17 protein-coding genes are annotated in these 21,874 nt (G+C 57.1%); 9 read left to right on the top strand and 8 right to left on the bottom strand.

The features are described from left to right. Nucleotides 1–225: 225 nt before the first annotated feature. The 5 genes from ugpC to ONV78_RS02665 are packed head-to-tail and all read right to left on the bottom strand — an operon-like array spanning nucleotide 226 to nucleotide 5,880. Complete coding sequence (ugpC, locus tag ONV78_RS02685) at nucleotides 226–1,320, bottom strand: sn-glycerol-3-phosphate ABC transporter ATP-binding protein UgpC (protein WP_279500877.1); 1,095 nt, start codon at nucleotides 1,318–1,320, stop codon at nucleotides 226–228. A gap of 53 nt (nucleotides 1,321–1,373) precedes the next feature. Further along, complete coding sequence (locus ONV78_RS02680; RefSeq protein ID WP_279500876.1) at nucleotides 1,374–2,690, bottom strand: GH1 family beta-glucosidase; 1,317 nt, start codon at nucleotides 2,688–2,690, stop codon at nucleotides 1,374–1,376. 38 nt (nucleotides 2,691–2,728) lie between these two features. Further along, nucleotides 2,729–3,568 carry a carbohydrate ABC transporter permease gene (locus ONV78_RS02675; protein ID WP_216736612.1) on the bottom strand — a complete coding sequence of 280 codons (840 nt, stop codon included), beginning with the start codon at nucleotides 3,566–3,568 and terminating at the stop codon, nucleotides 2,729–2,731. A gap of 13 nt (nucleotides 3,569–3,581) precedes the next feature. Further along, nucleotides 3,582–4,583, bottom strand: a complete 1,002-nt coding sequence (locus ONV78_RS02670) for a sugar ABC transporter permease (protein WP_279500875.1) — start codon at nucleotides 4,581–4,583, stop codon at nucleotides 3,582–3,584. A gap of 58 nt (nucleotides 4,584–4,641) precedes the next feature. Next, the gene (locus ONV78_RS02665) at nucleotides 4,642–5,880 is read right to left on the bottom strand and encodes an extracellular solute-binding protein (protein WP_216736614.1); all 1,239 of its coding nucleotides are present in this window, start codon (nucleotides 5,878–5,880) and stop codon (nucleotides 4,642–4,644) included. A gap of 319 nt (nucleotides 5,881–6,199) precedes the next feature. Between ONV78_RS02665 and ONV78_RS02660 the strand changes: the two genes are divergently transcribed. Then, nucleotides 6,200–7,252, top strand: a complete 1,053-nt coding sequence (locus tag ONV78_RS02660) for a substrate-binding domain-containing protein (protein ID WP_127974236.1) — start codon at nucleotides 6,200–6,202, stop codon at nucleotides 7,250–7,252. Between the two features lie 23 nt (nucleotides 7,253–7,275). Here ONV78_RS02660 and ONV78_RS02655 read toward each other — a convergent pair whose 3' ends face one another. Further along, nucleotides 7,276–8,280, bottom strand: a complete 1,005-nt coding sequence (locus tag ONV78_RS02655) for a serine/threonine dehydratase (RefSeq protein ID WP_127974237.1) — start codon at nucleotides 8,278–8,280, stop codon at nucleotides 7,276–7,278. 210 nt (nucleotides 8,281–8,490) lie between these two features. On the opposite strand from ONV78_RS02655, the gene ONV78_RS02650 reads away from it, so the two are divergent. The 8 genes from ONV78_RS02650 to ONV78_RS02615 all read left to right on the top strand — a co-directional run bounded on the left by ONV78_RS02650 (nucleotide 8,491) and on the right by ONV78_RS02615 (nucleotide 19,937). Next, entirely contained in the window at nucleotides 8,491–10,083 is a 1,593-nt protein-coding gene (locus ONV78_RS02650; RefSeq protein ID WP_279500869.1) for a serine protease, read from the top strand. A 23-nt stretch (nucleotides 10,084–10,106) separates the two neighbouring features. Beyond that, nucleotides 10,107–10,502: a hypothetical protein gene (locus tag ONV78_RS02645; RefSeq protein WP_279500867.1), complete on the top strand. Its 396-nt coding sequence runs from the start codon at nucleotides 10,107–10,109 to the stop codon at nucleotides 10,500–10,502. Between the two features lie 79 nt (nucleotides 10,503–10,581). Further along, nucleotides 10,582–11,316, top strand: a complete 735-nt coding sequence (locus ONV78_RS02640) for a response regulator transcription factor (protein ID WP_279500865.1) — start codon at nucleotides 10,582–10,584, stop codon at nucleotides 11,314–11,316. A 2-nt stretch (nucleotides 11,317–11,318) separates the two neighbouring features. Next, nucleotides 11,319–12,716 (top strand): ATP-binding protein, encoded by a 1,398-nt coding sequence (locus ONV78_RS02635; protein WP_279500863.1) that lies wholly within the window; start codon nucleotides 11,319–11,321, stop codon nucleotides 12,714–12,716. Further along, entirely contained in the window at nucleotides 12,713–14,410 is a 1,698-nt protein-coding gene (locus ONV78_RS02630; RefSeq protein WP_279500861.1) for an amidohydrolase, read from the top strand. The genes ONV78_RS02635 and ONV78_RS02630 overlap by 4 nt, the downstream gene beginning before the upstream one ends. A gap of 110 nt (nucleotides 14,411–14,520) precedes the next feature. After that, nucleotides 14,521–16,560, top strand: coding sequence for a DUF3857 domain-containing protein (locus ONV78_RS02625; RefSeq protein ID WP_279500859.1), 2,040 nt, complete (start codon nucleotides 14,521–14,523; stop codon nucleotides 16,558–16,560). Then, nucleotides 16,557–17,753: a hypothetical protein gene (locus tag ONV78_RS02620; protein WP_279500857.1), complete on the top strand. Its 1,197-nt coding sequence runs from the start codon at nucleotides 16,557–16,559 to the stop codon at nucleotides 17,751–17,753. The genes ONV78_RS02625 and ONV78_RS02620 overlap by 4 nt, the downstream gene beginning before the upstream one ends. 396 nt (nucleotides 17,754–18,149) lie before the next feature. Next, nucleotides 18,150–19,937: a PKD domain-containing protein gene (locus ONV78_RS02615; protein WP_279500856.1), complete on the top strand. Its 1,788-nt coding sequence runs from the start codon at nucleotides 18,150–18,152 to the stop codon at nucleotides 19,935–19,937. Between the two features lie 112 nt (nucleotides 19,938–20,049). Here the strand turns inward: ONV78_RS02615 and ONV78_RS02610 are convergent, their stop codons facing one another. Both ONV78_RS02610 and ONV78_RS02605 read right to left on the bottom strand, forming a co-directional pair. Then, a complete protein-coding gene (locus tag ONV78_RS02610) occupies nucleotides 20,050–20,964 on the bottom strand; it encodes an AraC family transcriptional regulator (RefSeq protein ID WP_279500854.1) in 915 nt (304 codons plus the stop codon). A 39-nt stretch (nucleotides 20,965–21,003) separates the two neighbouring features. Further along, a complete protein-coding gene (locus ONV78_RS02605; protein ID WP_279500852.1) occupies nucleotides 21,004–21,849 on the bottom strand; it encodes an SDR family NAD(P)-dependent oxidoreductase in 846 nt (281 codons plus the stop codon). Nucleotides 21,850–21,874 lie beyond the last annotated feature (25 nt).

Genomic DNA, 21,874 nt, shown 5'->3' with positions numbered 1-21,874 from the left:
CCCGCAACAATAATTCATCTTATTGAAATAATTAATATTTTCAGATGGAAAAGAGCGTTTATACAGAGACTGAAAACAAGAAAGGCGACGATTCCCAATTTGTTCCCAAATTGACAACCGTCGCCAAGACGGGCCTATTCTGGCCGCGTCGATACGCAAATCGCCCCCAAAGCTCTCTGCGTACTTCGGGCTGTTCCCTGCCCCGCAATCGCGTCGGAAACAGGCTCAGCCCAAAGACAGGTTAACCCCTTGTTGATTGAACAGATGGCAGCACTCCAGCTCGGCCGCAACGCCGACCTGACCGCCTTCATAAAAACCCATGGCGGAGGAAGGCGTCTTCACCACCAGATGTCTTTCCAGCCCCGCCACATGCAGATAAGCCACCGCGACATCGCCCATTTCTTCAATAATGTCCACCCGCGCAGGAATCCCCTGATCCGGCGTCGTCAGACGCACATGCTCGGGCCGCACGCCCAGACACACCGGTTCGCCAGCCACACGACCGGAGGGCGCGGGAATCTGCAAGGGACGCGGCGATGAGCCTATCTGCACCGTCGCGCCCCGTTCACTGCTGGCCTGCACGCGACAAGGGAGAAAATTCATCTTCGGCGAGCCGATAAAGCCCGCCACAAATTGATTGCCGGGCCGCTCATATAGCTCCATGGGACGGCCGGTCTGTTCAATATGGCCGCCGTTAAGCACGACGATGCGGTCCCCCAGAGTCATGGCTTCAGTCTGATCATGAGTCACGTAGACCATGGTGGTTCCCAGTTGCTTGTGGAGCTTGGCCAGCTCCAGCCGCATCTGGGCGCGCAGCGCAGCGTCCAGGTTTGAAAGGGGTTCATCAAACAGGAAGATGCTGGGCTGGCGCACAATCGCCCGGCCGATGGCCACCCGCTGGCGTTGACCGCCGGACAGCGCTTTGGGTTTACGCTGCAGCAGGTGGGTGATCTGCAGCACTTCCGCCGCCCGCTCCACCGCCTGCGCCACCTGGGGTTTCGGCAAACCAGCCATCTTGAGAGAGAACCCCATGTTTTCCGCCACGGTCATATGGGGATACAGGGCGTAACTCTGGAACACCATGGCCACGCCGCGTTCGGACGGAGGCAGCCCTTCCGTGCGCTTGTCGCCGATCAGGATATGGCCCGCGGTAACCTCCTCCAGCCCCGCAATCATGCGCAGCAGAGTGGATTTACCGCAGCCGGAAGGGCCAACCAACACCACAAACTCGCCGTCCTCCACAAACAGGTCCAGCTTTTTGATGATGCTGACGCCGCCTTTGTAGCTCTTTTCAACGCCAAGCAATTGTAAGGACGCCATGCTGTTCTCCCCTCGTCCCGCGTTAGTGTTTCACTCGCTTGCGCCCACCGCAGCTAGGCGCGCTGGCGGGCAATAAAATCCCGATACCAATGGCCGCTGGCCTTCAAAGTGCGCTGCTGGGTGGCGTAATCCACGTAAGTCAGCCCGAAGCGCTTGCTGTAACCCCAGTTCCATTCGTAGTTGTCCGCCAGGCTCCAGTAAAAATAACCGCGGATGTCCGCGCCCAACTCCATGGCCTGATGCAGCGCCTGCAGGTGAGTCTCCAGATAATGAATGCGCGCCGGGTCCTGCACTTCGCCATTCTCCATGCGATCGGGGAAAGCGGCGCCGTTCTCGGTGATGTAAATCGGCGGCGGCAGGTAGTCGCGGGTGATTCTCACCAAATGCTGCGCCAAACCTTGCGGATAGACTTCCCACCCCATGTCGGTCAGCCCCATGGCCGCCGGCGCCGGGGTTTGTGGGTTAGCCTGGCTGAAGTAGCCGCGGGTGTAGTAATTCACGCCCAGGAAATCCAGCGGCTGCCTGATAATATCCATATCGCCGTCCGTGACCTTGGGCGCTTTGTCCCCCAGATAGGCCAACACATCCTGGGGGTAGGCGCCGCGGAAAATCGGGTCCATGTACCAGCGAATGTTGGTTCCATCGTCCAGACGCGCCAGTTGGCGGTCGGCTTCCGAATCCGGGTTGGCCGGATACGTAGGGGTATGGTTGAGCACGATGCCCACTGGCGTCTCGCTGTTCACCGCACGCATGCTCTGCAGCGCCAAACCGTGCGACAACAACAGATGATGAGACACCTGATAGGCCATCGCCTCGTCCTGATAACCCGGCGCGAACTGGCCGGTAGCGTGTCCCAGGGTGGCGGTGCACCAGGGTTCGTTATGGGTGGAAATCGTTTTCACGCTATCGCCGTAACGCCGCATGAACTCCGCCGCATAGTCGGCGAATCGATAACAGGTATCGCGATTGCGCCAGCCGCCCAGGTCTTCCAACGCCTGCGGCAGATCCCAATGATACAGAGTGACATAGGGCTGCAAGCCTTTGACCAGCAGCGCGTCGATCAAGCGACTGTAAAAGTCAAAGCCGGCTTCATTCCAGGCGCCTTTGCCGTCCGGTTGCACCCGCGGCCAGGCGATGGAAAAACGGTAGGCGTCCACACCCAATCCAGCAATAAGATCCACATCTTCCTGGTAGCGATGATAGTGATCGCAGGCGACGTCGCCGGTCTCGCCATTCACCGTCTTTCCCGGCGTATGAGAGAAGGTGTCCCAGATGGAAGGCCCTCTTCCGCCTTCATTGGCGGCCCCCTCAATCTGGTACGCGCTGGTCGCCACGCCCCAGGTAAAATCCTTTGCAAATTTCTGATTCATAAAATACAAGCCTCTTATTGCTTTCTAAATCGCCGCTTCTATCCCTTCAGCGCGCCGGCTGTCATACCTTCGATCAGCCTCCGCGACGCCAATATGAATATGACGAGAAGCGGCGCCACGGCGATGGAGGAGCCTGCGCAAATGGCGCCCCAGGGCACTTGCCCGGAGCCCTGTAGCGCGCGCAGCGCCAACGGAACCGTGTACATTTCCATGTCCCGCATGACCACCAGAGGGGTCATGAAGTTGTTCCAGGATGTGATAAAAGTGATCAGCCCAAGGGTGCCCATGGCGGGCCCCGTCAGCGGCAGCACGATATGACGGAAGGTGGCGAATTCGCCGCAGCCGTCCATGCGCGCCGCTTCCAGCAACTCCCGGGGAATCGCCGAGCTGATGTACTGACGCATCAAAAATACGCCTAAGGCGCTGCAAGCCATGGGCAGATACAGCGCCCGCGGCTCATTCATCCACCCGAACAGCGTCATGATCAGGGTGGTGGGTATCATGCCGAGAAACGGCGGGATGAGGAGCGTGCTCATGACAATCATGAACAACAGATTCTTGAAGCGGAACTCATAGGTGGCGAAAGCGTAGCCCGCCAGGGAACAGAAGAACAAATTCAACGCCGTGGTGATGATGGCCACATAAAAGCTCACCCCCAGGTTATTCCAGAAGTAAGGCAGTTTCTCCAGCAGCACCTGCACGTTCGCCACAAACTGACCGCCAAACCACACTGGCGGCGGCACGGAAAGAATATCCGTGTTGCTGTGAGTCGCGAAAACGAACATGAAGTAAAAAGGCCCCAACATGATCATCGCGCCAACCGCGACGACCATGAATGCGATCCACTGACCGGGGTCCAGGATGATACGTCTTTCCATTGCCTGCTCCCGCCTAGGATTTTTCTTTGAAGGCTTTGTTGTTGGCCCAGGTCATCATCGCGATGATCAGGAACAACAGCCATGCGACTGCGGACGCTGTGCCGAAATCGCTCTCGATATAAGCGGTGGCGTACATATGCATCGCCGCCGTTTTACCCGCCTGATCCGGCCCGCCGATACTGGTGCCGCCCGGTCCCAGCCCGCCAGTGAGAATAAAAGGCTCCTCGAAAAGCTGCAGGTTGCCGATGATGCTAAGCGTGATCGCCAGGAACATCATGGGCCGCAGCAACGGCACGGTGATATGCCAGAACTGTTGGCGGCGGCTGGCGCCGTCGATGCTCGCAGCTTCATACAGATCCTTGGGAATGGTCTGCAGCGCGGACAGGTACAACACCGTGTTCCAGCCCACGTAACGCCACCAGACCACGAAGGAAATCACCCACTTGGTGTAACCGGGATCGTTCCAGTCAATGTTCTCTGTTGGAAACACCCAGCTCAAAGGCCTGAGACCGGCGACTTCCCACTGTCCCATTTGCGTCAGCAGCACATTGATCAGCCCGTAGTCGCGAGAAAATAACGAGGTGAACACCAGGGAAATCGCCACCGTGGAAGTGATAAACGGCAGGAAATACAGCCCCACCACCGCATTGCGCCAGCGCGATAATCGGGTGTGCAGGAAAAACGCCAGCGGTATCGCCGCGAGGTGTTGGGGAACCCCACTCACCAGTGCGATCCAGAACGTGTTGTAGAGCGACTTGTGAAACCAGTCGTCCGTGAGCACGAACGTGAAGTTCTCAAAACCGACCCACTTCATGCCGCCCAAACCCGTGGACGGGTCCCAATAATGAAAAGACAGATAGATCGTGAACAGCAACGGAAACAGCCCGAATACTGCGAACAGGATGAAAAACGGGCTGATAAACACATAGGGCGCCGTTTTTCGGGTCAGCCATCTGCGTCTGCTTTTTACTGGCGCCGCCGCTGGCGTCTCCCGCCGCTCCATAACCGCCGACATTACCGGGCCTCCACTAAGTCTGACAGGGACTTTGGTTGTTCGCGCATCTCAGGCCCGCTCAGTAGCGGACCCTGCGTTTGATGAGCTTGTGCGCATCCGCCAGCGCTTCCTTGATATCTTTATCGTGCAGCAACACTTTATCCAGCTCGGCGTTGACGATCTCATCGGCGATGGTGTCGTACTTATTCACAGTAATGGCGGGAATGCGGTCGGCGGCTTCTTTCCACTGAACGCGGGCCTTTTGCCCCCCCAGAAATTCGATGGGCTGTTGCAGAAACTGATCGTTCTGCGCCGTAACCAGGGCGGGAAAAGCATCCAGCTTATGAAACGCCTCCAACTGCATACTCTTGTTTAACGCCAGAAAGCGGATAAATTCCCACGCCTCATGTTTGTGCTGCGCCTTGGCGGGAATGGCGTAAAAAGAGCCGCCCCAGCTGGCGTAGACATTGTCGGGCAGTTGCTTGCTGCGCCACAGTCCGGCGGACTCCGGCGCTATCCAGTTGGCGAGATGCCCCGCCACCCAGGAACCCATCATCTGCGTAGCGATCTGCCCCCGTCGCAACCCTTCCGTCCACTCGCTGGTCCAGGCTTTGACCTTGGCGTCTATGCCGGCGTCACGAGCCGCTTTCGCCACTTTGAACGCTTTTTCGAAGCGCGGACTGGTCACCAGGGAGTTGTTTTCCTTGTCAAAAAAGATGCCTTCACCGTCTTCCAGATCCGAACGGATGATGATGTCCTTCAGATCGCCGGCGTGCGCCACCATGTACGCGCCGGTTTTTTCCTTCACTTTTTTCCCCGCCTCAATAAAAGCGTCCCAATTATTTGAGAAAGCGCTTTCATCCACTCCCGCCTTTTGTAGCAGGTCCTGGCGGTAAAACAAAGCGCCCGGACCGATATCCACCGGAATCGCCGCCAGATTGCCTTCTCCGCCGGTGGCCTGCGGAAGGGTGAACCTGGCGAATTGATCCTGATATTGCATGGCGTTGTAGGGAGGCTTGGATAAATCTTCAATGCCGCCGGACGCGGCGAATTTGCCGATAAATCCGACTTCCACAGCCATGACGTCAGGCAGGTTGGAGCCGGTGGCGAGAGAGGTGGTCATCGCATTGTGGTGATCGCCGAAAGCCAGACTGACCAGCTTGATCTCCACGTCAGGATGCGCTTCCTGATATAACGGTATGGCGGCTTTAATGCCTCTGTCCAGATCTGGAAATGAAGCCACTTCCAGAGTCACTGTTTGCGCGGCGACGCTTCCCGACATGGCCGCGCTCAACAGAAGAGCATGCATGATCTTCATCTTATTATTCTCCTGGGCCGGAGCCCTTACATCGAGGTTGGTTTTTGTGCTTATTCTATTCATCAATGCGCTGTGTTATTTTGACAAAAACGTAATGAAAACGTTTTCAAACACAGCAATTTTATAACGTCGTGCAAATACGCTTGTCAATAAAAAAATGAAAATATCCGGAAATTTCATTTATTATCAGAACCGTACGAGCACACGCCGGGCACGAATCCGTTCTTATACGATTCAGCGGCCGCATGCGAAGTGAAGAGTGACGTATGCGCATATCTTCCAGGGAATGACAGGATTCGACGGGCTATGGGAGTTTAGCTTGGAACAGACAATCAGAAAAAATACAGTAAAGAAGAAGCGACTCGGCGCACAGCCGGCGGCCTCCACCGTCACCGAAGTGGCGAAGCGCGCGGGTGTTTCCGTCAGCACCGTTTCCCGTATTCTCAACGGCACCGCCCGGGTTTCCGATGACAAACGCAGATCCGTGGAGCGGGCGATTGAGGACCTGAACTTCAAGCCCAATGTGCTGGCGCAAAGCCTCAAAAGCGGCCAGTCCATGACGATTGGCGTTATCACTCAGGCGGTGGAAAGCCCCTTCTTCAACGAGCTGCTCAAAGGCATTGAGGAAGGTCTGCAGGGATCAGGCTACGCCTCACTGATGGCCAGCGGCCACTGGAACAGCCAGAGTGAAATAGAACGCATCCGTCTGCTGATCGCACGACGGGTGGACGGCATTATTCTGTTGACCGGCAATCTCAACAACGAACAGATACTGGATCTGGCCTCACAGACTCCCATCGTCGCCGTCGGGCATACCGCCCACTCGGATAACGCCGCCTCTATTTTTATAGACAGCCGCATGGGCGGTTATCTGGCGACCAAGCATTTGATCTCTCTGGGCCATCGCAGAATCGCGCATATTCAGGGCCCCCAGGAACAGCACGACGCCAGTAACCGGCTGCATGGCTACAAAATGGCGCTGGAAGAAGCGGGCATCGCCTTTGACGAAGACTTGCTGGCGCAAGGCGACTTTATCGAGCCCGGCGGCCTGATGGCGATGAACCGGCTGCTCGACAAAGGCGTTTCTTTCAGCGCCGTCTTCTGCGCCAACGATCAGACCGCCTACGGCGCCCGTCTGGCCCTGTACCGCCGCGGCATCCGCGTGCCTGAGGACATGTCACTGATCGGCTTCGACGATCTGCCCATGTCGTCCTACACCACCCCTCCCCTCACCACGATCCGGCAACCGGTTTATGAAGTCGGGCAAACCGCGGCGAAGCGGCTGCTGCGCCTGATTCGCGGCGAAGGCGCGGAGTCCGTCAATTTGAATGTGGAGCTGGTGATCAGAGAGTCCACGCGTCGCCTGGGCTAAAGGCCTAAGCGACGCGTTCGGCGTTAAAGCTCGAACTCATTGAGATAATTGTCCCGCCACAGCGCCGACATCATTCCCTGATCGACGTTGCCGCCGGTCAGGATCACCAGCAGGCGTTTTTTGCCGCTGCGGCCTTTCAGCCACTGGCGCACGGCGTCCATGGTCATGGCGCTGGTGGGTTCGATATGCAGCTTGAGCAAGTGCGTCAACCATTGCGTCCAAAACGCAATGCGCTGCTCTTCTACTTCATACAGGGCATCCAGTTGTCGAATATATTCAAAAGTGATGTCGCCCACCGCCAGGGTTCTGGCGCCGTCGGCCAAGGTGTCCGGAGTGGCGCTCAGGCGGTGAATCCTGTTTTCCCGCAGAGAAATCGCCGCATCATTGGCCTGTAAGGGCTCCGCCGCGATCATCTCCGCTTTCGGCGCAAGCGCCCGCGTCGCAATCAGTGTGCCGGAAACCAGTCCGCCGCCGCCGCAGGGCGCAAACACCGCGTCCACTTCCCCTAGTTCATGCAGCGCCTCATAAGCCGCAGTGCCCTGACCGCAGATGACCTGCTCGTGATTGTAGGGGGGAATCCAATACACGCCGGGGTCCTTGGCCGCTTCCAGCACACGCTCGTCCACTTCGGCGCGGGTCGCGCACAAGGCGACTTCGGCGCCATAGGACTCCGTGGCGCGGGCTTTAACGCGGGAGACATTCTCCGGCATGAAAATCGTCGATGGGATGCCAAACAAACTCGACGCCCAGGCCACCGCCTGCGCATGATTGCCCGAGCTGTTGGCGATGATGCGCTCTGGTCTGCGACCGTTCTCCAGCAGCCAGCGCACTGTGTTGCACCCGCCGCGGGCCTTGAACGCGCCTACTTTCTGCAGGCATTCAGCTTTGAAATAAACCTCATGTCCCAGCCACTGGTTCAGCAAAGACGAGCTGACTAACGGCGTTTCCAGGGTATACCCGTGTATTCTGCGTTTGGCTTGCGCAATGTCTGCGATGCCCAAAGTCCGATCATGCTCTAACGTCGTCACTATCCTGTCCACCTTAAATCAGCGTTACTGAATTCATTCCTGACAAGCGTCGCCCCACCGGCTCCCTCGTTCCTGTACGTTCTGATACAAAACCGAGATAGAGCTCTACATGGCCAGCCACTTAAATAGCGCCGTCGGTGGGCGCTGCCTCACCAACAAATTAGCTTACGCCGGGAAAAGCGTAAATCTGTTTTTGAAGTGGAGTTTGGAATGAGTCCTCATAAAGTTCTGTCCTTGAGCGCAATGCTTGGCATGGTCGCCCTGTCTCACGTCGCGCTTGCGAAGGAACCCGTTACGGCCAGAATCATCGGCGGCGATCAATCAGCCGGCGGCTATCCCTGGATGCTGTCTATCCAGAATTCGACCCTGGGCGATCATTTTTGCGGCGGCAGCCTGATCGCGGAACGTTGGGCGTTGTCCGCCGCGCACTGTATTGGCGACGAGCCGGCTGACTCGGTGTTCATCGTCGCTGGCGATTTTGATCTCAAATCGCAGGACAAAGGACAACAGCGCGTCGGCGTAAAACGCTTCGTGCATGCCTTGGGCGATCCTTATGGCGACCTGATGCTGCTGGAGCTGAAAGAAGCGGTCAAACATCCGGTCATTCCCCTTGCGGACGAAGCAACAATGGCCTCGCTAGCCCCTGATGCGACGTTTAAAGTCATGGGCTGGGGCAATATGTCCGCTGACGGCGCCGACTACCCTGACAAGCTGCGCCAGACAGAGGTTCCTCTCTACGATCAGGCCGGGTGCGCAACCGCCTATAGCGCAATAGGAGGAAAGATAGACAACACCATGGTGTGCGCCGGCTACCCAAAGGGGGGAAAAGATACCTGCGACGGCGACAGTGGCGGCCCCATGCTATGGGACAACCATGGCGTCCTGACTCAGGTTGGCGTAGTCAGTTTTGGCGAAGGCTGCGCCAAAGCTGGTTTTCCCGGTGTTTACGCCCGGGTCGCCACCTTTAATACGTGGATCAAAGAGCAAATGGCGCAGGCGGACGGTCTTGCGATCAGCCAGACAGACTTCAGACAGATCAGCGCCGGTTACAAGCTGCAGAAGACGCTGACGCTCACCAACAACAGCCAAAAAGATATGGTATTACAGGGGCTCAGCTTAACCGGAGACGGTGGCTATCAGATCGACGCCGCCGCCTGCGACAATGCGATGCTGAAACCTGGCGCCGTCTGTAATCTGGTCCTGACGCTCCAGCTCGCGGAAACCGGGCGTAAAACCACAAAGCTGACAATCAACAGCACGGACAGCGCGCATCCGAACTGGACCTACGTCTTCTCGGCGCAGTCCATCCACAGCGCCGACTTCAAGCTGGGGCAAAACGCCACCTTCGTTTGGGGACAGAGCCAGGAAGGCGACTGGACTCAACGCGAAGAAGACGGCAAACAGACGCTGACCGCAGAGTTGAGTGAGGATAAAAGCGAGTCGTTGCTGCTAACCCACTTTAGCGGCAAAGGCGTTTTCAGCTTCGAATGGAAAATCGATAATGGCGCCGCCGAGGACCTCAATTTATACATCGATGGCCAGCGCATATTTGACGCCAAAGCGGAAGGCGAATATAAGCGAATCAGTCACACCCTGAACGATGGCCAGCATACAGTGTCCTGGTCGTTCCAGGACGTCACCGAACAGACCTCGGGCGAAAACAAACGCGCCCATATTCGCGCCATCGCCCTGAACGCTTCTGACAGCCAAGGTAAAAAAGGCGGTGGCGGCGCCATGGGCTTTCTGTTGCCGGCTCTCGCCCTGCTATGGCTGGCGCGCCGCAGCCTGAGCAGCCATCGTTAATCCAAATGCAGGAGGTCGTCGCAATGAGCGATTGCTATTCTTACCAAAGAACGAAAGCGCACCGCAGAATAATATTAGCCCTGGGAATGACGTTATCTATGGCGGCGACGTCAGGATACGCCGAAGATACAGAGACGCCGCAAACCGGCGTTCCCCTGAGCCGACCCGCCGTGCTGCAGTCCGTGTCGATTCAACTGGATCAGTTGGTCTTCAGCGTTAAGAGCACGGGATGCACGCGGCGGGATGATTTCCGGCTTTTCTGGGAAGGTCCAGATCTGACAGTAGTGCGCTTGAAGCCGGATTTATGCCGCAAAAAGGCCCACTGGGCGACCTTTTCCTTACCCTTGACCGACCCGGAGCTACAGGAGTGGGAAAGCCTGTATATCAATAACCCTTTGGTTATCCACTCCGGGCCCTGATGCGAACGCGCGCCCGGTGACGACGCATAGCCCGGGCGTTGACCTGATGTCAGCGGAAATAGAATGGAGAAAACGAAGCATGAAAGTAACTGAGCGGCTGCTACTGGTGGATGACGACAAAAGCCTGACCCGGCTGGTTCGCCAGTTTCTGGAGCAGAACGGCTTTTCCGTCCATGTGATTCACGACGGAGAGTCCGCCGTGGCCTGGCTGGAGCGCAATCAGCCGCAACTCATTATTTTGGATGTCATGCTGCCGGGCATGGATGGTTTATCAGTGTGCCGGGAAGTCAGAACGCACTATAAAGGCCCAATCATTATGCTGACCTCCCTGGATGACGACATCGACGAAGTCGCTGGACTGGAGGTCGGCGCCGATGACTATCTGGCCAAACCGGTCAAATCCAGGGTACTGCTGGCGCATATCCGCGCTCAGTTGCGTCGCGTCGAAACCTACTCCGCACAGGATTCGGACGCCGCTGCGTCACAGGAAAGCGCAGCCGTTCATATCGGGGATCTGGTCATCAATCCCAACGCCAGAACGGTAGTCAAAGCCGGAAACGCCATCGACTTCACCACGGCGGAGTTCAACCTGCTTTATTACCTCGCCCGACAAGCGGGCTCAGTGATCTCACGCGACCTGGTGTATCGGGAAATATTCAACCTGGAATATGACGGACTTGATCGCTCTATCGACTTGCGCGTCTCGCGTATTCGCAAACGTCTTGGCGACGATCCCAAACACCCGCGCATGATCAAAACCGTCCGAGGAGAGGGCTATCTGTTTGTCGACAACGCCGATACAAGGGAGAGTTAAGCATGTTTCTGCGTTTTTACGCCGCCCTGGCGTTGTTGTTTTGCGTATGCTTTATCGCTTACGACTGGGCGTATCCCCTGTTGTGGTGGGAGAGCGCGCTTTCCGCCGAGGAATCCCGTCGCCATTCAGGAGAAGGCCTGCGGGAAGTCGCCGCGGAGCTGTCCGAGCAGGAAGCCACTGCGGCGGGCGACCGTTTGCTGGCCGCCGCCTCGGACCTGCTGGAAAGCGCGGACATAGCGCTGCAGCCCTCGTATGAGCTGATCGAATACTCCATTCTGGAGAACAAGGACATGAGTCTGACCCTTGATCAGCGTCGTCGCCTGATGGCGGGCGAATATCTGGTGACGGAGCGCAGCTCCCCGGATTCCTGGAGCGTGCAAACCGCCATCCCTGACAAAAATATGACGTTGGAGGCGGTATTCAAAGAACAAGGCGACGGCGGTTCTTTCTATAGCTGGCTGGCGGGCTACGTTGTTCTTTACCTGAGCCTGTTGGCGGTAGTCCTGTACCTGCTCCTCGCCAGCGTGAAGCGGCCATTACGGGAATCCATCTCCCAGGTCAGCGCCGCACTGCGTCGCATCAACGGTCTCTTCAATGGCCCCACCGGCCCCATTCAGTCCGCCGACGCGCCAGCGGAGTTGCTGAAGCAGGCGTCAACCGTGGAACGTCATATCGCCCGGGAAAAAGAAAGCCGCGCCCGCCACTATGACGATCTGCGCGACCTGCTGCATGGCGTCGCTCACGAGTTCCGCAGCCCGATGGCGCGCATCAGCTTCGCGCTGGATCTGGCGGATGACGAAACCACGAAAACCGCCCCGGATGCGGAAAATATCCGCACACTGCATCAGGAGATCAGCGGCGCGTTGGATGAACTGAGCGGCCTGGTGAAAGAAGTGCTCAGCTACTCCCGATTGGAGCATGGCCGCGGCGACCTGCAATGTGAGCCAGTCGCCGTATTGGATGTAGTAGAGGAGATTCTGTCCAAACAACGCAAAATGCATCCTCAGGTGGAGTTTGTTACGCCAGCGGAGCCGACCACACAGGAAATTCAGGTGTGGGCGGATCGACGCTTATTCTCCCGGGCATTGGTGAACCTGATCCGAAACGCCGCCCGCTTCGCCGACCACAGTGTCAGAATCAGCTGGCGCCTGACCGATACTCACTTCGAAATTCAGGTGGACGACGACGGCCCCGGCGTGCCGCCAGGCAAACGCCAACGCGTCTTCGAGCCATTCACTCGTCTCGACCCCAGCCGCTCACGGGATTCCGGCGGCGCCGGACTGGGTCTGGCGATTGTAAAAAGCATTTCCACGTTGCATGGCGGAACCGTAAGCGTAACCGACAGCCGACAAGGCGGCGCTTGCTTCACCCTATGCTGGCCCAAGGAGCAGACACAATGAATCCAATCCATAAATGCGCCCCGATTGCGCTGGCGCTTTCCTTATGCGCGGCAACCACTGAGGCGGCGACTTCCAACGACAGCGCAGCCGATCTGGCTTTCATTAACGCTGTGGTTTATACCGCCGACGCGCAGAAACCCATGGCGCAGGCGGTGGCGACGCGCAACGGCGTCATTCTCGCAGTGGGAGACACGGCGGAGATTGAATCGTTAATGGATGAGAATACACAGGTTATTGATATAAAAGGCAGGCTGCTGCTACCCGGCTTTATCGACAACCATAATCATGTCTTCGAGGCCGCTTCCTCCGCTGGCGGCGATTGCGAACTCGCCCCGGACCTGACGCCCAGCGAACAGCTGCCTTACTTACGCCAGTGTCGTGAAACCTCGCAGCCGGACCAGTGGGTGATCGGCTGGGGCCATACCATCGACGCCACCTTGGACGGAGAAGGCCCCACGCCCCTGCAAGTGATCGACAGCGTGTTCCCGGATCGCCCCGTGGTGATCATGGAGCAGACTTCACACTCCATGTGGGTTAACTCCGTCGCCCTGCGCCTCGCCGGCATCAATGCGGATACGCCTGATCCACAAGGGGGCAGGATCATGAAAGACCCGGAAACCGGCGAACTGAATGGCGTCATCGTGGATAACGCCGGCGATATCGTCATGGAGCAGGCCTGGAACAGTTTGCGCAACAAGTTTGAGGTCAGCTACGACGGCCTGTTAAGTGGTCTGGCGGAGGCCGCGCGTTATGGCGTCACCACCATCGGCGACGGTCGCCTGTACTGGAAGCGCGGCTGGTATGACGTGTGGCGCGCCGTGGCGGCGGATGGCGAGCTGACGGCCCGCGTCTCGCTGCGACCCTGGATTTACCCTCATGTGCCGCAACAGGAGCAGTTGGACTTTCTGAGTTCGATTTACAATCCAGACCCCAACGGGCTGTTGATCGTCAACCAAGTGAAAATGTACAGCGACGGCATTCTCGTCAATGGCACGGCGAAGACTCTGCAGCCTTATGATTTCACCTATTTTCCGCAGTCGCCCTATGGCCTTAACTACCTGCCCCAGGCGGTCATGCAGGACTGGCTGGTCAAGCTGGACCGCCTCGGCTATGGCGCGCATATCCACGCCATTGGCGACGGCGGGGTGCGCGAAAGCCTCAACGCAATCGGCGCCGCCCGTCAGGCCGGCTCACAACGCCGCTACAACATGACCCATCTGGAACTGGTGGACGCCAGCGATATGGACCGCTTCAAAGCGCTGCAAGTGGATGCGGATTTTCAGGTTGGCTCCGACTATATCGGCGCGGCGGACCATAGCTGGGCCGAGCCGCTTATTGGGAAGCAGCGGGCGCATCGTCTCATTCCGCTGGGAGAGGTATACGCCAGCGGCGCCAATGTCACGCTCAGCAGCGATTGGAACGTGAACCCGATCAATCCGATGGCCGCCATCGCCAATGCCGTGCAGCTTAAGGAACGTGGCTTGCCCAACGTCCGCGCCGCGCTCGACGCCTACACCATTAACGCGGCGAACGCCCTGGGACTGGAGGCGATCACCGGCTCCATCCGCGTCGGCAAGTCCGCGGATTTTGTCGTGCTGGATAGAAATATTCTCGATGCCGCCCCCCAATTCATTCGTCAGGCCCAGGTCATGATGACCTGGCTACGAGGAGAAGAAGTTTACGCCGCGGAATAACGCTCGACATTCTTAATTTGTTTACAATTTGACCACTCACATGCCGCCGGGTACGTGGTAAACTGCGCCGCCTACCCTTTTTTTGATTGATGTACTCACAAGGAAGACGAATGAATCGCTTCTCCGGCAGACTTTATGGCCTTCTCGCCACCCTGGGCGTTATGCTCGCCTGCCAGGCCAACGGCCAAACATTTAAATCCAATGGTTACGCCTACGACATCTCCGCCGCTCCGAAGTGGGTGGAGTCTGTGCAGGCGCCTGCCGCTCCTGAACACGACAACGGAGCGGTGGAGTACTTACTGGTGGACCGCCAGACCAGCGCCGCCACGCGCTCGCCTCAATACTTCTATCACTTTGTCGAACGCGCCAACAATCTGGACGGCCTGGAGGAAATTTCCCACCTCAAGGTCACCTTCAACCCAGACTTTCAGCAGTTGGTCTGGCACAAGCTGAACGTTATTCGCGACGGCAAAGTCATTGATCGTCTGGACCCGCAAAGCATCACTTTAATCAGAGAAGAAACTGAGCTGAACCAGGAAATGTTCAGCGGTTACGTCACCAGCGTGGTGTTCGTCAAAGGCACTCGCGTGGGCGACGCCGTGGACTTCAGCTACTCCATCGTCGGTCGTAACCCCGTCTTCGGCGACCATTACTTCCAGGGCATTTCCATGTCCTGGCAGGTGCCGGTGCATCGCCTTTATACCCGCGTTATTGCGCCGCCCAATCGCGAACTGCGCATGTCCGCCGTGAAATACGACACCCAACCCAGCATCAGCGCCTACGGTAAATCCAAAGCCTATGTGTGGGATGACGCCAATGTCGCCGCCTACTACAACGAAGGCGATTACCCTCTGGACTATGAGCCGGGCAGTTTTATCAGTCTGACGGATTTCCCGGACTGGGATGGCGTGATTCGCTGGGCGGAGCCTCTGTACGCGGCGCGTCCCATCAAATCCAAAGAACTGCGCGACCTGCGGGATGAGCTGAAAAGCATGCCCAAAGAGCAGGCGGTAATCGCTGCGCTGCAGTTCGCACAGGAACAAATCCGTTATCTGGGCATCGAGCTGGGTCAGAACTCCCACCTGCCCCGGGCGCCGGATACGGTCATCGAAAACCGCTACGGCGACTGCAAAGACAAAACCCTGCTGCTGGTGTCCCTGCTCAGAAGCATCGGCATCGACGCCTACCCCGCCCTGGTGTCCTGGGAAATCGCCTCCGGCATCGATAAGATCGCGCCCTCGCCCGGCGGTTTCGACCATGTCATCACCCTGGTGGAGCTGGATGGACAGCGTTACTGGCTGGACCCCACCCGTCGCTACCAGAAAGGCTCGTTGAGCACCCTGGGATACTACGATTACGGCAAAGCGCTGATCATCGGCCATCCCAGCGAACGGGAGCTGGTCAAAGTCGGTCTGCCGGAAGTGGCGGCGACTCCCAGCATGATCACCCGCGAGCGCTTCAAGGTAATTGATTACAGCGCGCCTGTGGAACACTTCATCACCACGGAATACACCGGTATTGAGGCGGATCGTATGCGCCAGCGTCTGGCCAATAAATCCATACGCGAGTTCAGCCAGGATATGCTGAATTACATGCAAAAACTGTATCCCGGCGCGGAACAGCTGGAGCCAGTTCAAATCACCGACGACAATGATAACAATCGCTTTGTTATTGATGAGCACTACCGCATCAATGAATTTTATGCGCCCGTGGACGACGTGCAGGCGACCCGCTTCTACGCCTACTCACTCTTTGAATACGTAAAAAGCCCGGCGGTGACGCGTCGTTCTGGGCCGCTGACGCTGCCGGGACCAATCAGGGTGGTGCACGATATTTCCCTGGAATATCCCTACAGTCTCAAATTTACCGATCAGGCCGCCAAGGTCAGCCTGAGCAACGACTACTTCAATTACTTCTATCAGGAAGATTATCTGGGCCGCACGCTGAACCTGCATCATGAGCTGGAATTCAAACGCGCAGCCATGCCTGCGGCGGAAACTCAGTCATTCCTGGACCTGAAGAAGCAGATCAACGATTCCGGCGAGCACTATTATCAGGTGACGCGCAGCGAGGAGACGGATAAGTCACGTTTTGCGGATTTCATCTCGTCCATTCAATCAATGGTTTATGGTTTGGAGACGCCGCAATGATCCGCTCCGCAAAATGGCTCGTTCAACACTGCGCGACGCTCGCCGTTCTGACGTTTTCCCTCTTCATCGTTGGTTGCGCCACGCAGTCCGCATCTACGGATGGCGCCGCCGCTGCGGAGGAGACGCCAGGGGAGTATCCTTCCCGTCCCATCAACGAGTTCGCCAAGCAATTGCGGGATCTTCTGAACCTGCGCAACGCCGACAAAATCGTCGAGATGGTGGACATGCGGGATCTGCTGGGCAAAGCCGTAGATCGCTCTGATCTGCCCGTCGCGTTTCGTCCCAGCGCCAAGAGTCGGCTCATTGATACGCAACTATCCAACTATCGCGCCATCGTCGCCGGCAGTCTTCTCGATATGCCGTCGGAGAACGGTTACTACGACATCGCCAGTATTAATCCTGAGCAGTCTCAAATTACCTATCGATTGGACGACGAAGCCTTGGGGTATTTGACGGTTTACTATCGCAGAGACGCATCAGGGGAATATCGGATTACCGATTTCCACAACTGGCTGTCGGTGTACGACCTGAGCTATCGCATCGCGCAAGGGCTGTCCTTGAGCTATCGCATCAATCTGCAGAGCAATCCCACCAAACAGGCATTACTCCTGCAGCTTGGCAAAGTCTCCAAGTCCGACGATATCGCAGAGATTCATCGCGTCTTTGAAGGCCTCGCAGACGAGCGCCGCAACGATGACTACCTCCAGTTGCTCTATGCAGAGGCGCTTCTCAACGCCAGCGATTATGCGGGATTTATAGAGCAGAGCGCCGTACTGAATGAGCGTCTGGGAACCTCCCCCAACTATCAGTGGCTGCTTTATTACCGCAGCCTGAACCAGGAAAACTACCAAGCGGCGGCGGAGCACTTGCAGGCGCAGATTGAACAGACGGGGCTGAAGGACGCAGGCATTCTGGACGAGCTGGCGCGAGTCAAACTGCTCAACGAAAAGTACGAGGAGGCGATTCGTCTTTCCTACGAAGCTATTCGCAGCGATTCTTACTATGAACCGAGTTATTCCACGCTGACCTTCGCCCTCATCAAGACTGACCGGCTCGATATCGCCTGGGAAACCCTGAAAGTCTTGAAGGAACGTTTCAGCTATGAATTTGATGAAGCCGCTTTGCGTGAAGACGGCCGCTTCGGCCCCTTACTGGAACGGGAAGATTTCCGTCACTGGCTGAAGCAAGGCTAAGGCCTCACACGCTCGTCATATCCACTGACAAAAGCGCGTTTCACGTCTTAACTTAAAACGCCGGCCGCTTGTATGAGCGGCCGGCGTTTTTGTATTCAGCGTTAGTGTCAGCAGGCCGGCGGAAGCCTGAAACCGGCCTCCACGCCATGTCGCATTCGACAGGTCGTTCAAGCCGCCGTTCATTCCTTTCGAGCATAAACGCCCCGCCCTTTAGACTAAATTGTAGAAAGTATCACTTCTTTTCTAACTGCTCGAATAAGTTGGCTATCCTGTACCATTAGAATACCAATAACTATAAATATTCCGTTTGAGTATATCCATTCACGTAAGAGGTAGGGTTAAAACCGCCGCTAAGGCTAGGAAAATGGAATTAACTATCTAATGTGAGAGGACCTTATGAAAACAAAAATAGCTTGGGTCGCCGGGCTTGCTTTGTCCTTAACACTATCCGCCAACTTGCAGGCGGCGTCAGATGACGCCATCGCAGCTCCCCAACCACCCATAACCATCGCTTCAGAAACGCCTTTCAAAGGGCTACTGACGGATGAGAGCCAGCTAAGGAGGGAAAGCGTCGCCGCCTATCAGGCGGTCAGTGATCGCCGTATAAAAATACACAAAGAAAACGCCAGCTTCATCAAAGTGCATTTCTCCCGTTTCGACATACCTGAGGGAAGCTACGTCGTGGTGCGTAACGCCCAGGGAGACATCGCGCATCGCTACGGCGGCGACAATCCATCACTGCATACGCTGCGCGAAGGCGATGATGGAGCCAGCTCTTTCGCCGCGCTTTCCGTCATTGGGTCAACCGCGATCGTGGAGTACTTCCCCGGCGTCAGCGGCCAGGCGTCTTACAGTATTGAAGTCGACTCCGTCATGGAGGGCTTTCCCCAGGAAGAGATCGACGAACTCATGAGTCAGCAAACAAGCAGGTTCTCCACCTGTGGCGTCAACGAAAGACGCGACGTGCAGTGCTGGGCGGACAGCCACCCGGAAGAGTACGAACGCACACGCCCGGTGGCGCGCATACTGGTCAACGGCTCCAGCCTGTGTACAGCTTGGCGCGTGGGTCCTGACAACCGGATTTTCACCAATAACCATTGCGTCTCTTCCCAGTCCGGCGTGGCCAACACGGAAGTCTGGTTCAACTATCAGCGCACCAGCTGCGGCAGCGGCTCGTTAGCGGGAACGAAGGTGGTCACCGGCGCCAACATGCTGGCCACCAACTATGAGCTGGACTACACCCTGTTTACCGTCAACAACTTCTCTTCCATCCAGTCATTCGGCTACTTCGGTCTGGACGTGCGTCCCGCCACCAATCAGGAACGCATCTACATACCTCAGCACGGCAGCGGCAATCCCAAGGAGCTTTCCATTGAGAGCGACCAGAACAGCGGCGGTTTGTGCCGGGTGGACCAGCCTTCCGTCAACGGCCGCGGAACCGGCACCGACATGGGCTATAACTGCGACACCATCGGCGGCAGTTCCGGATCGCCCGTCCTCGCAGGACAAACCAACCGCGTCATCGCACTGCATCACTTTGGCGGCTGTCCCAACCAGGGCGTGCTGATTCATAAGATCTGGCCGCAAGTGGCCAGCTACTTCAACAATCAGATTCCCGCCGGCGATAATGAAACGCCCAATGGCGACCCTGTCGCAGACTTCTCTTTCTCAGTGGATAAACTGGAAGTGCGTTTCAGCGACGAAAGCTCCGACAGCGATGGCGAAATCGTCAGCTGGCAATGGGATTTCGGCGACGGCAATTCCTCCATCTCGCGTAATCCGACCCACGCCTACACCAGCGCAGGAGGATATAGCGTCAGCCTCAGCGTAACGGATAACGATGGCAACTCCGCCAGTACAACGCAAACCGTCACTGTTGGCGACACCCCCAGAATCGAGGAAAAGAATCTCTCCGACAACACCGGCGACTGGAAGCACTTCAAGCTGTCCGTCCCCTCCGGAATGAGCAAACTCACCGCCACCATCTCCGGCGGCTCTGGCGACGCTGACCTATACGTCCGCCAAGGAGCTCAGCCCACCACCTCTCAGTACAGCTGCCGTCCCTACACCAACGGCAACAACGAAGTCTGCACCCTCAACAACCCCGCCGCCGGCGACTGGTACATCAGCATCCGCGCCTACCGCGATTACTCAGGGGTTGACCTAGTCGGCGAACTGGAGTGACTCGCTAGCTAACCCTCGCACCGTCTCAGTCGCCTGACGCAACAGGCCTGAGACGCAAAGAAGCCGACTGTCTCTGGACAGTCGGCTTTTTCATATAAATCAAACTAACCAACTACGGCAGCCAGTATTCGGAAGCCCCGGCGTTCTTTATGCGCGTCAGGTCTTTGGAGGGTGGAAGGCCGAACAGGCGGGCGTATTCGCGGCTGAACTGTGAGGGGCTGTCGTAGCCGACGCCATAACCGATGTTGGCGATGTCCTGGTCGCCCAAAAGCAGTTGCCGTCGCGCCTCCAGCAGCCGCAGTTGTTTCTGATATTGCAGCGGCGTCATATTGGTGGCGGCCCTGAAATGCTGGAAAAACGAGGACGCGCTCATGCAGGTAAGGTGCAGCAGCTCTTCCATGTCGAAAGGCTGATTAAAGGTGGATTTTATATGCTGAACGGCTTTGCTTATCTGTCGTAAGCGACTGTCACCGTTAGTGATTTCACGCAGAATGCCGCCCTGATCGCCATTCGCCAACCAATACAGGATCTCCTTTTCCGCCAACGGCGCCAGAACGGAGATGTCTTTGGGCTCGTCGTTCAGCAACGCAACCAGCCTGATCAATGCATCCAGCAGTCGTGGCGTCACCAGACTGACGCCGACGCTTTGCTGAGGCGCGTCGGCGCCTGCGGACTTGGCGTCCAACATCAGGTCGCCCAGGATGGCTAGATCCAGATCCAGCCGCATGCACAAATAAGGTTGTTCCAGCGACGCCTGCATCACCTGGCCAGCGATGGGCAGGTCCACCGACACTACCAGATAGTGGGCGGCGTCGTACTTGAATAGCTGTTCCCCGGAGATGACTTTCTTCGCGCCTTGCGCCACGACGCAGACCGCTGGCTGATGAACGGCGAGCACCGGCTCTGTAGGAGATGACGAGCGAATAAACGAGAGTCTGGGGATGTCGCTTTCATGCACGCCATCTTTAGGACAGTGCTTTTGAATCAGACCGGCTAATTCTTTAATTCGATCGAATATTTCCGACATACCCAGCATCCCGTTGAACTCGCGCGTCTGCGCGGCGACTTATTCCACAAGATCCGTCGAGACGGATAACGACGCCCAATTATCCAGCTCACTCAGTCGAACGTTGTACGCCTGGCTGAGGTACTGCACCGCGTCGGAACCTGCAGCGAATCTGAGCGGGCTGTTTTCCTCACGGGACAGCTTCACCAAAGCTTCGCCCAACTTGGCCGGGTCGCCAGCCTGTTGATGATTGCGACTGCGGTAGGCTTCCGCAACGGCGGCGGAATACTGCTCGTAATCGCCGATTCGCTGTTCGCCGTACTGGACTGAACTGTCATCCAGAAAGTCGGTGCGGAAGAAGCCGGGCTGAACGATGGTGACGCCAATGCCGAACTGCCCCACCTCTGCGGCCAGGCTTTCAGAAAAGCCTTCAACGGCGAACTTGGCGGCGCAATACGCCGATGCGCCCTCAAAGCCGATTACCCCACCGATGGAGGAAAGATTAAAAATCCGGCCCTGACGTTGTTGTCGCATATAAGGCAATATTGCCCGGGTTACCCCCATCATTCCAAATACATTGGTCTCAAACTGCGCGGAAATTCTCTCGGGCGCCACTTCTTCGAATACGCCCAACTGACCATATCCTGCATTATTCACCAGCACATCGACGCCGCCAAAGCGCGCCGCCGCCTGCTTTGCGCAATCCTCCGCCTGAGACTGACTACAGACATCCAGCGCCAGCAATAACAGGCGATCGTCAGACTCATAAACCTTACGCAGCGCATCCAGGCTACGCCCGGTCGCCACCACATTATCCCCCGCCGCCAAGGCCGCGACAGCGATCTGATATCCCATGCCGCGAGAGGCGCCAGTAATAAACCAGGTTTTGTTTTTTCCATCGGACATGTGCAACCTCCAAAATCTATTCAAC

It is taken from the genome of Hahella sp. CR1 (assembly GCF_029813005.1).
Lineage (GTDB): Bacteria > Pseudomonadota > Gammaproteobacteria > Pseudomonadales > Oleiphilaceae > Hahella.
This window is presented reverse-complemented; position numbering and strand designations above follow the sequence as displayed.

Excerpts from the sequence above, each read along its gene's own strand:
- ugpC (WP_279500877.1), bottom strand. The coding sequence starts at position 1,320 with ATGGCGTCCTTACAATTGCTTGGCGTTGAAAAGAGCTACAAAGGCGGC.
- ONV78_RS02680 (WP_279500876.1), bottom strand. The coding sequence starts at position 2,690 with ATGAATCAGAAATTTGCAAAGGATTTTACCTGGGGCGTGGCGACCAGC.
- ONV78_RS02675 (WP_216736612.1), bottom strand. The coding sequence starts at position 3,568 with ATGGAAAGACGTATCATCCTGGACCCCGGTCAGTGGATCGCATTCATG.
- ONV78_RS02670 (WP_279500875.1), bottom strand. The coding sequence starts at position 4,583 with ATGTCGGCGGTTATGGAGCGGCGGGAGACGCCAGCGGCGGCGCCAGTA.
- ONV78_RS02665 (WP_216736614.1), bottom strand. The coding sequence starts at position 5,880 with ATGAAGATCATGCATGCTCTTCTGTTGAGCGCGGCCATGTCGGGAAGC.
- ONV78_RS02650 (WP_279500869.1), top strand. The coding sequence starts at position 8,491 with ATGAGTCCTCATAAAGTTCTGTCCTTGAGCGCAATGCTTGGCATGGTC.
- ONV78_RS02645 (WP_279500867.1), top strand. The coding sequence starts at position 10,107 with ATGAGCGATTGCTATTCTTACCAAAGAACGAAAGCGCACCGCAGAATA.
- ONV78_RS02640 (WP_279500865.1), top strand. The coding sequence starts at position 10,582 with ATGAAAGTAACTGAGCGGCTGCTACTGGTGGATGACGACAAAAGCCTG.
- ONV78_RS02635 (WP_279500863.1), top strand. The coding sequence starts at position 11,319 with ATGTTTCTGCGTTTTTACGCCGCCCTGGCGTTGTTGTTTTGCGTATGC.
- ONV78_RS02630 (WP_279500861.1), top strand. The coding sequence starts at position 12,713 with ATGAATCCAATCCATAAATGCGCCCCGATTGCGCTGGCGCTTTCCTTA.
- ONV78_RS02625 (WP_279500859.1), top strand. The coding sequence starts at position 14,521 with ATGAATCGCTTCTCCGGCAGACTTTATGGCCTTCTCGCCACCCTGGGC.
- ONV78_RS02620 (WP_279500857.1), top strand. The coding sequence starts at position 16,557 with ATGATCCGCTCCGCAAAATGGCTCGTTCAACACTGCGCGACGCTCGCC.
- ONV78_RS02615 (WP_279500856.1), top strand. The coding sequence starts at position 18,150 with ATGAAAACAAAAATAGCTTGGGTCGCCGGGCTTGCTTTGTCCTTAACA.
- ONV78_RS02610 (WP_279500854.1), bottom strand. The coding sequence starts at position 20,964 with ATGTCGGAAATATTCGATCGAATTAAAGAATTAGCCGGTCTGATTCAA.
- ONV78_RS02605 (WP_279500852.1), bottom strand. The coding sequence starts at position 21,849 with ATGTCCGATGGAAAAAACAAAACCTGGTTTATTACTGGCGCCTCTCGC.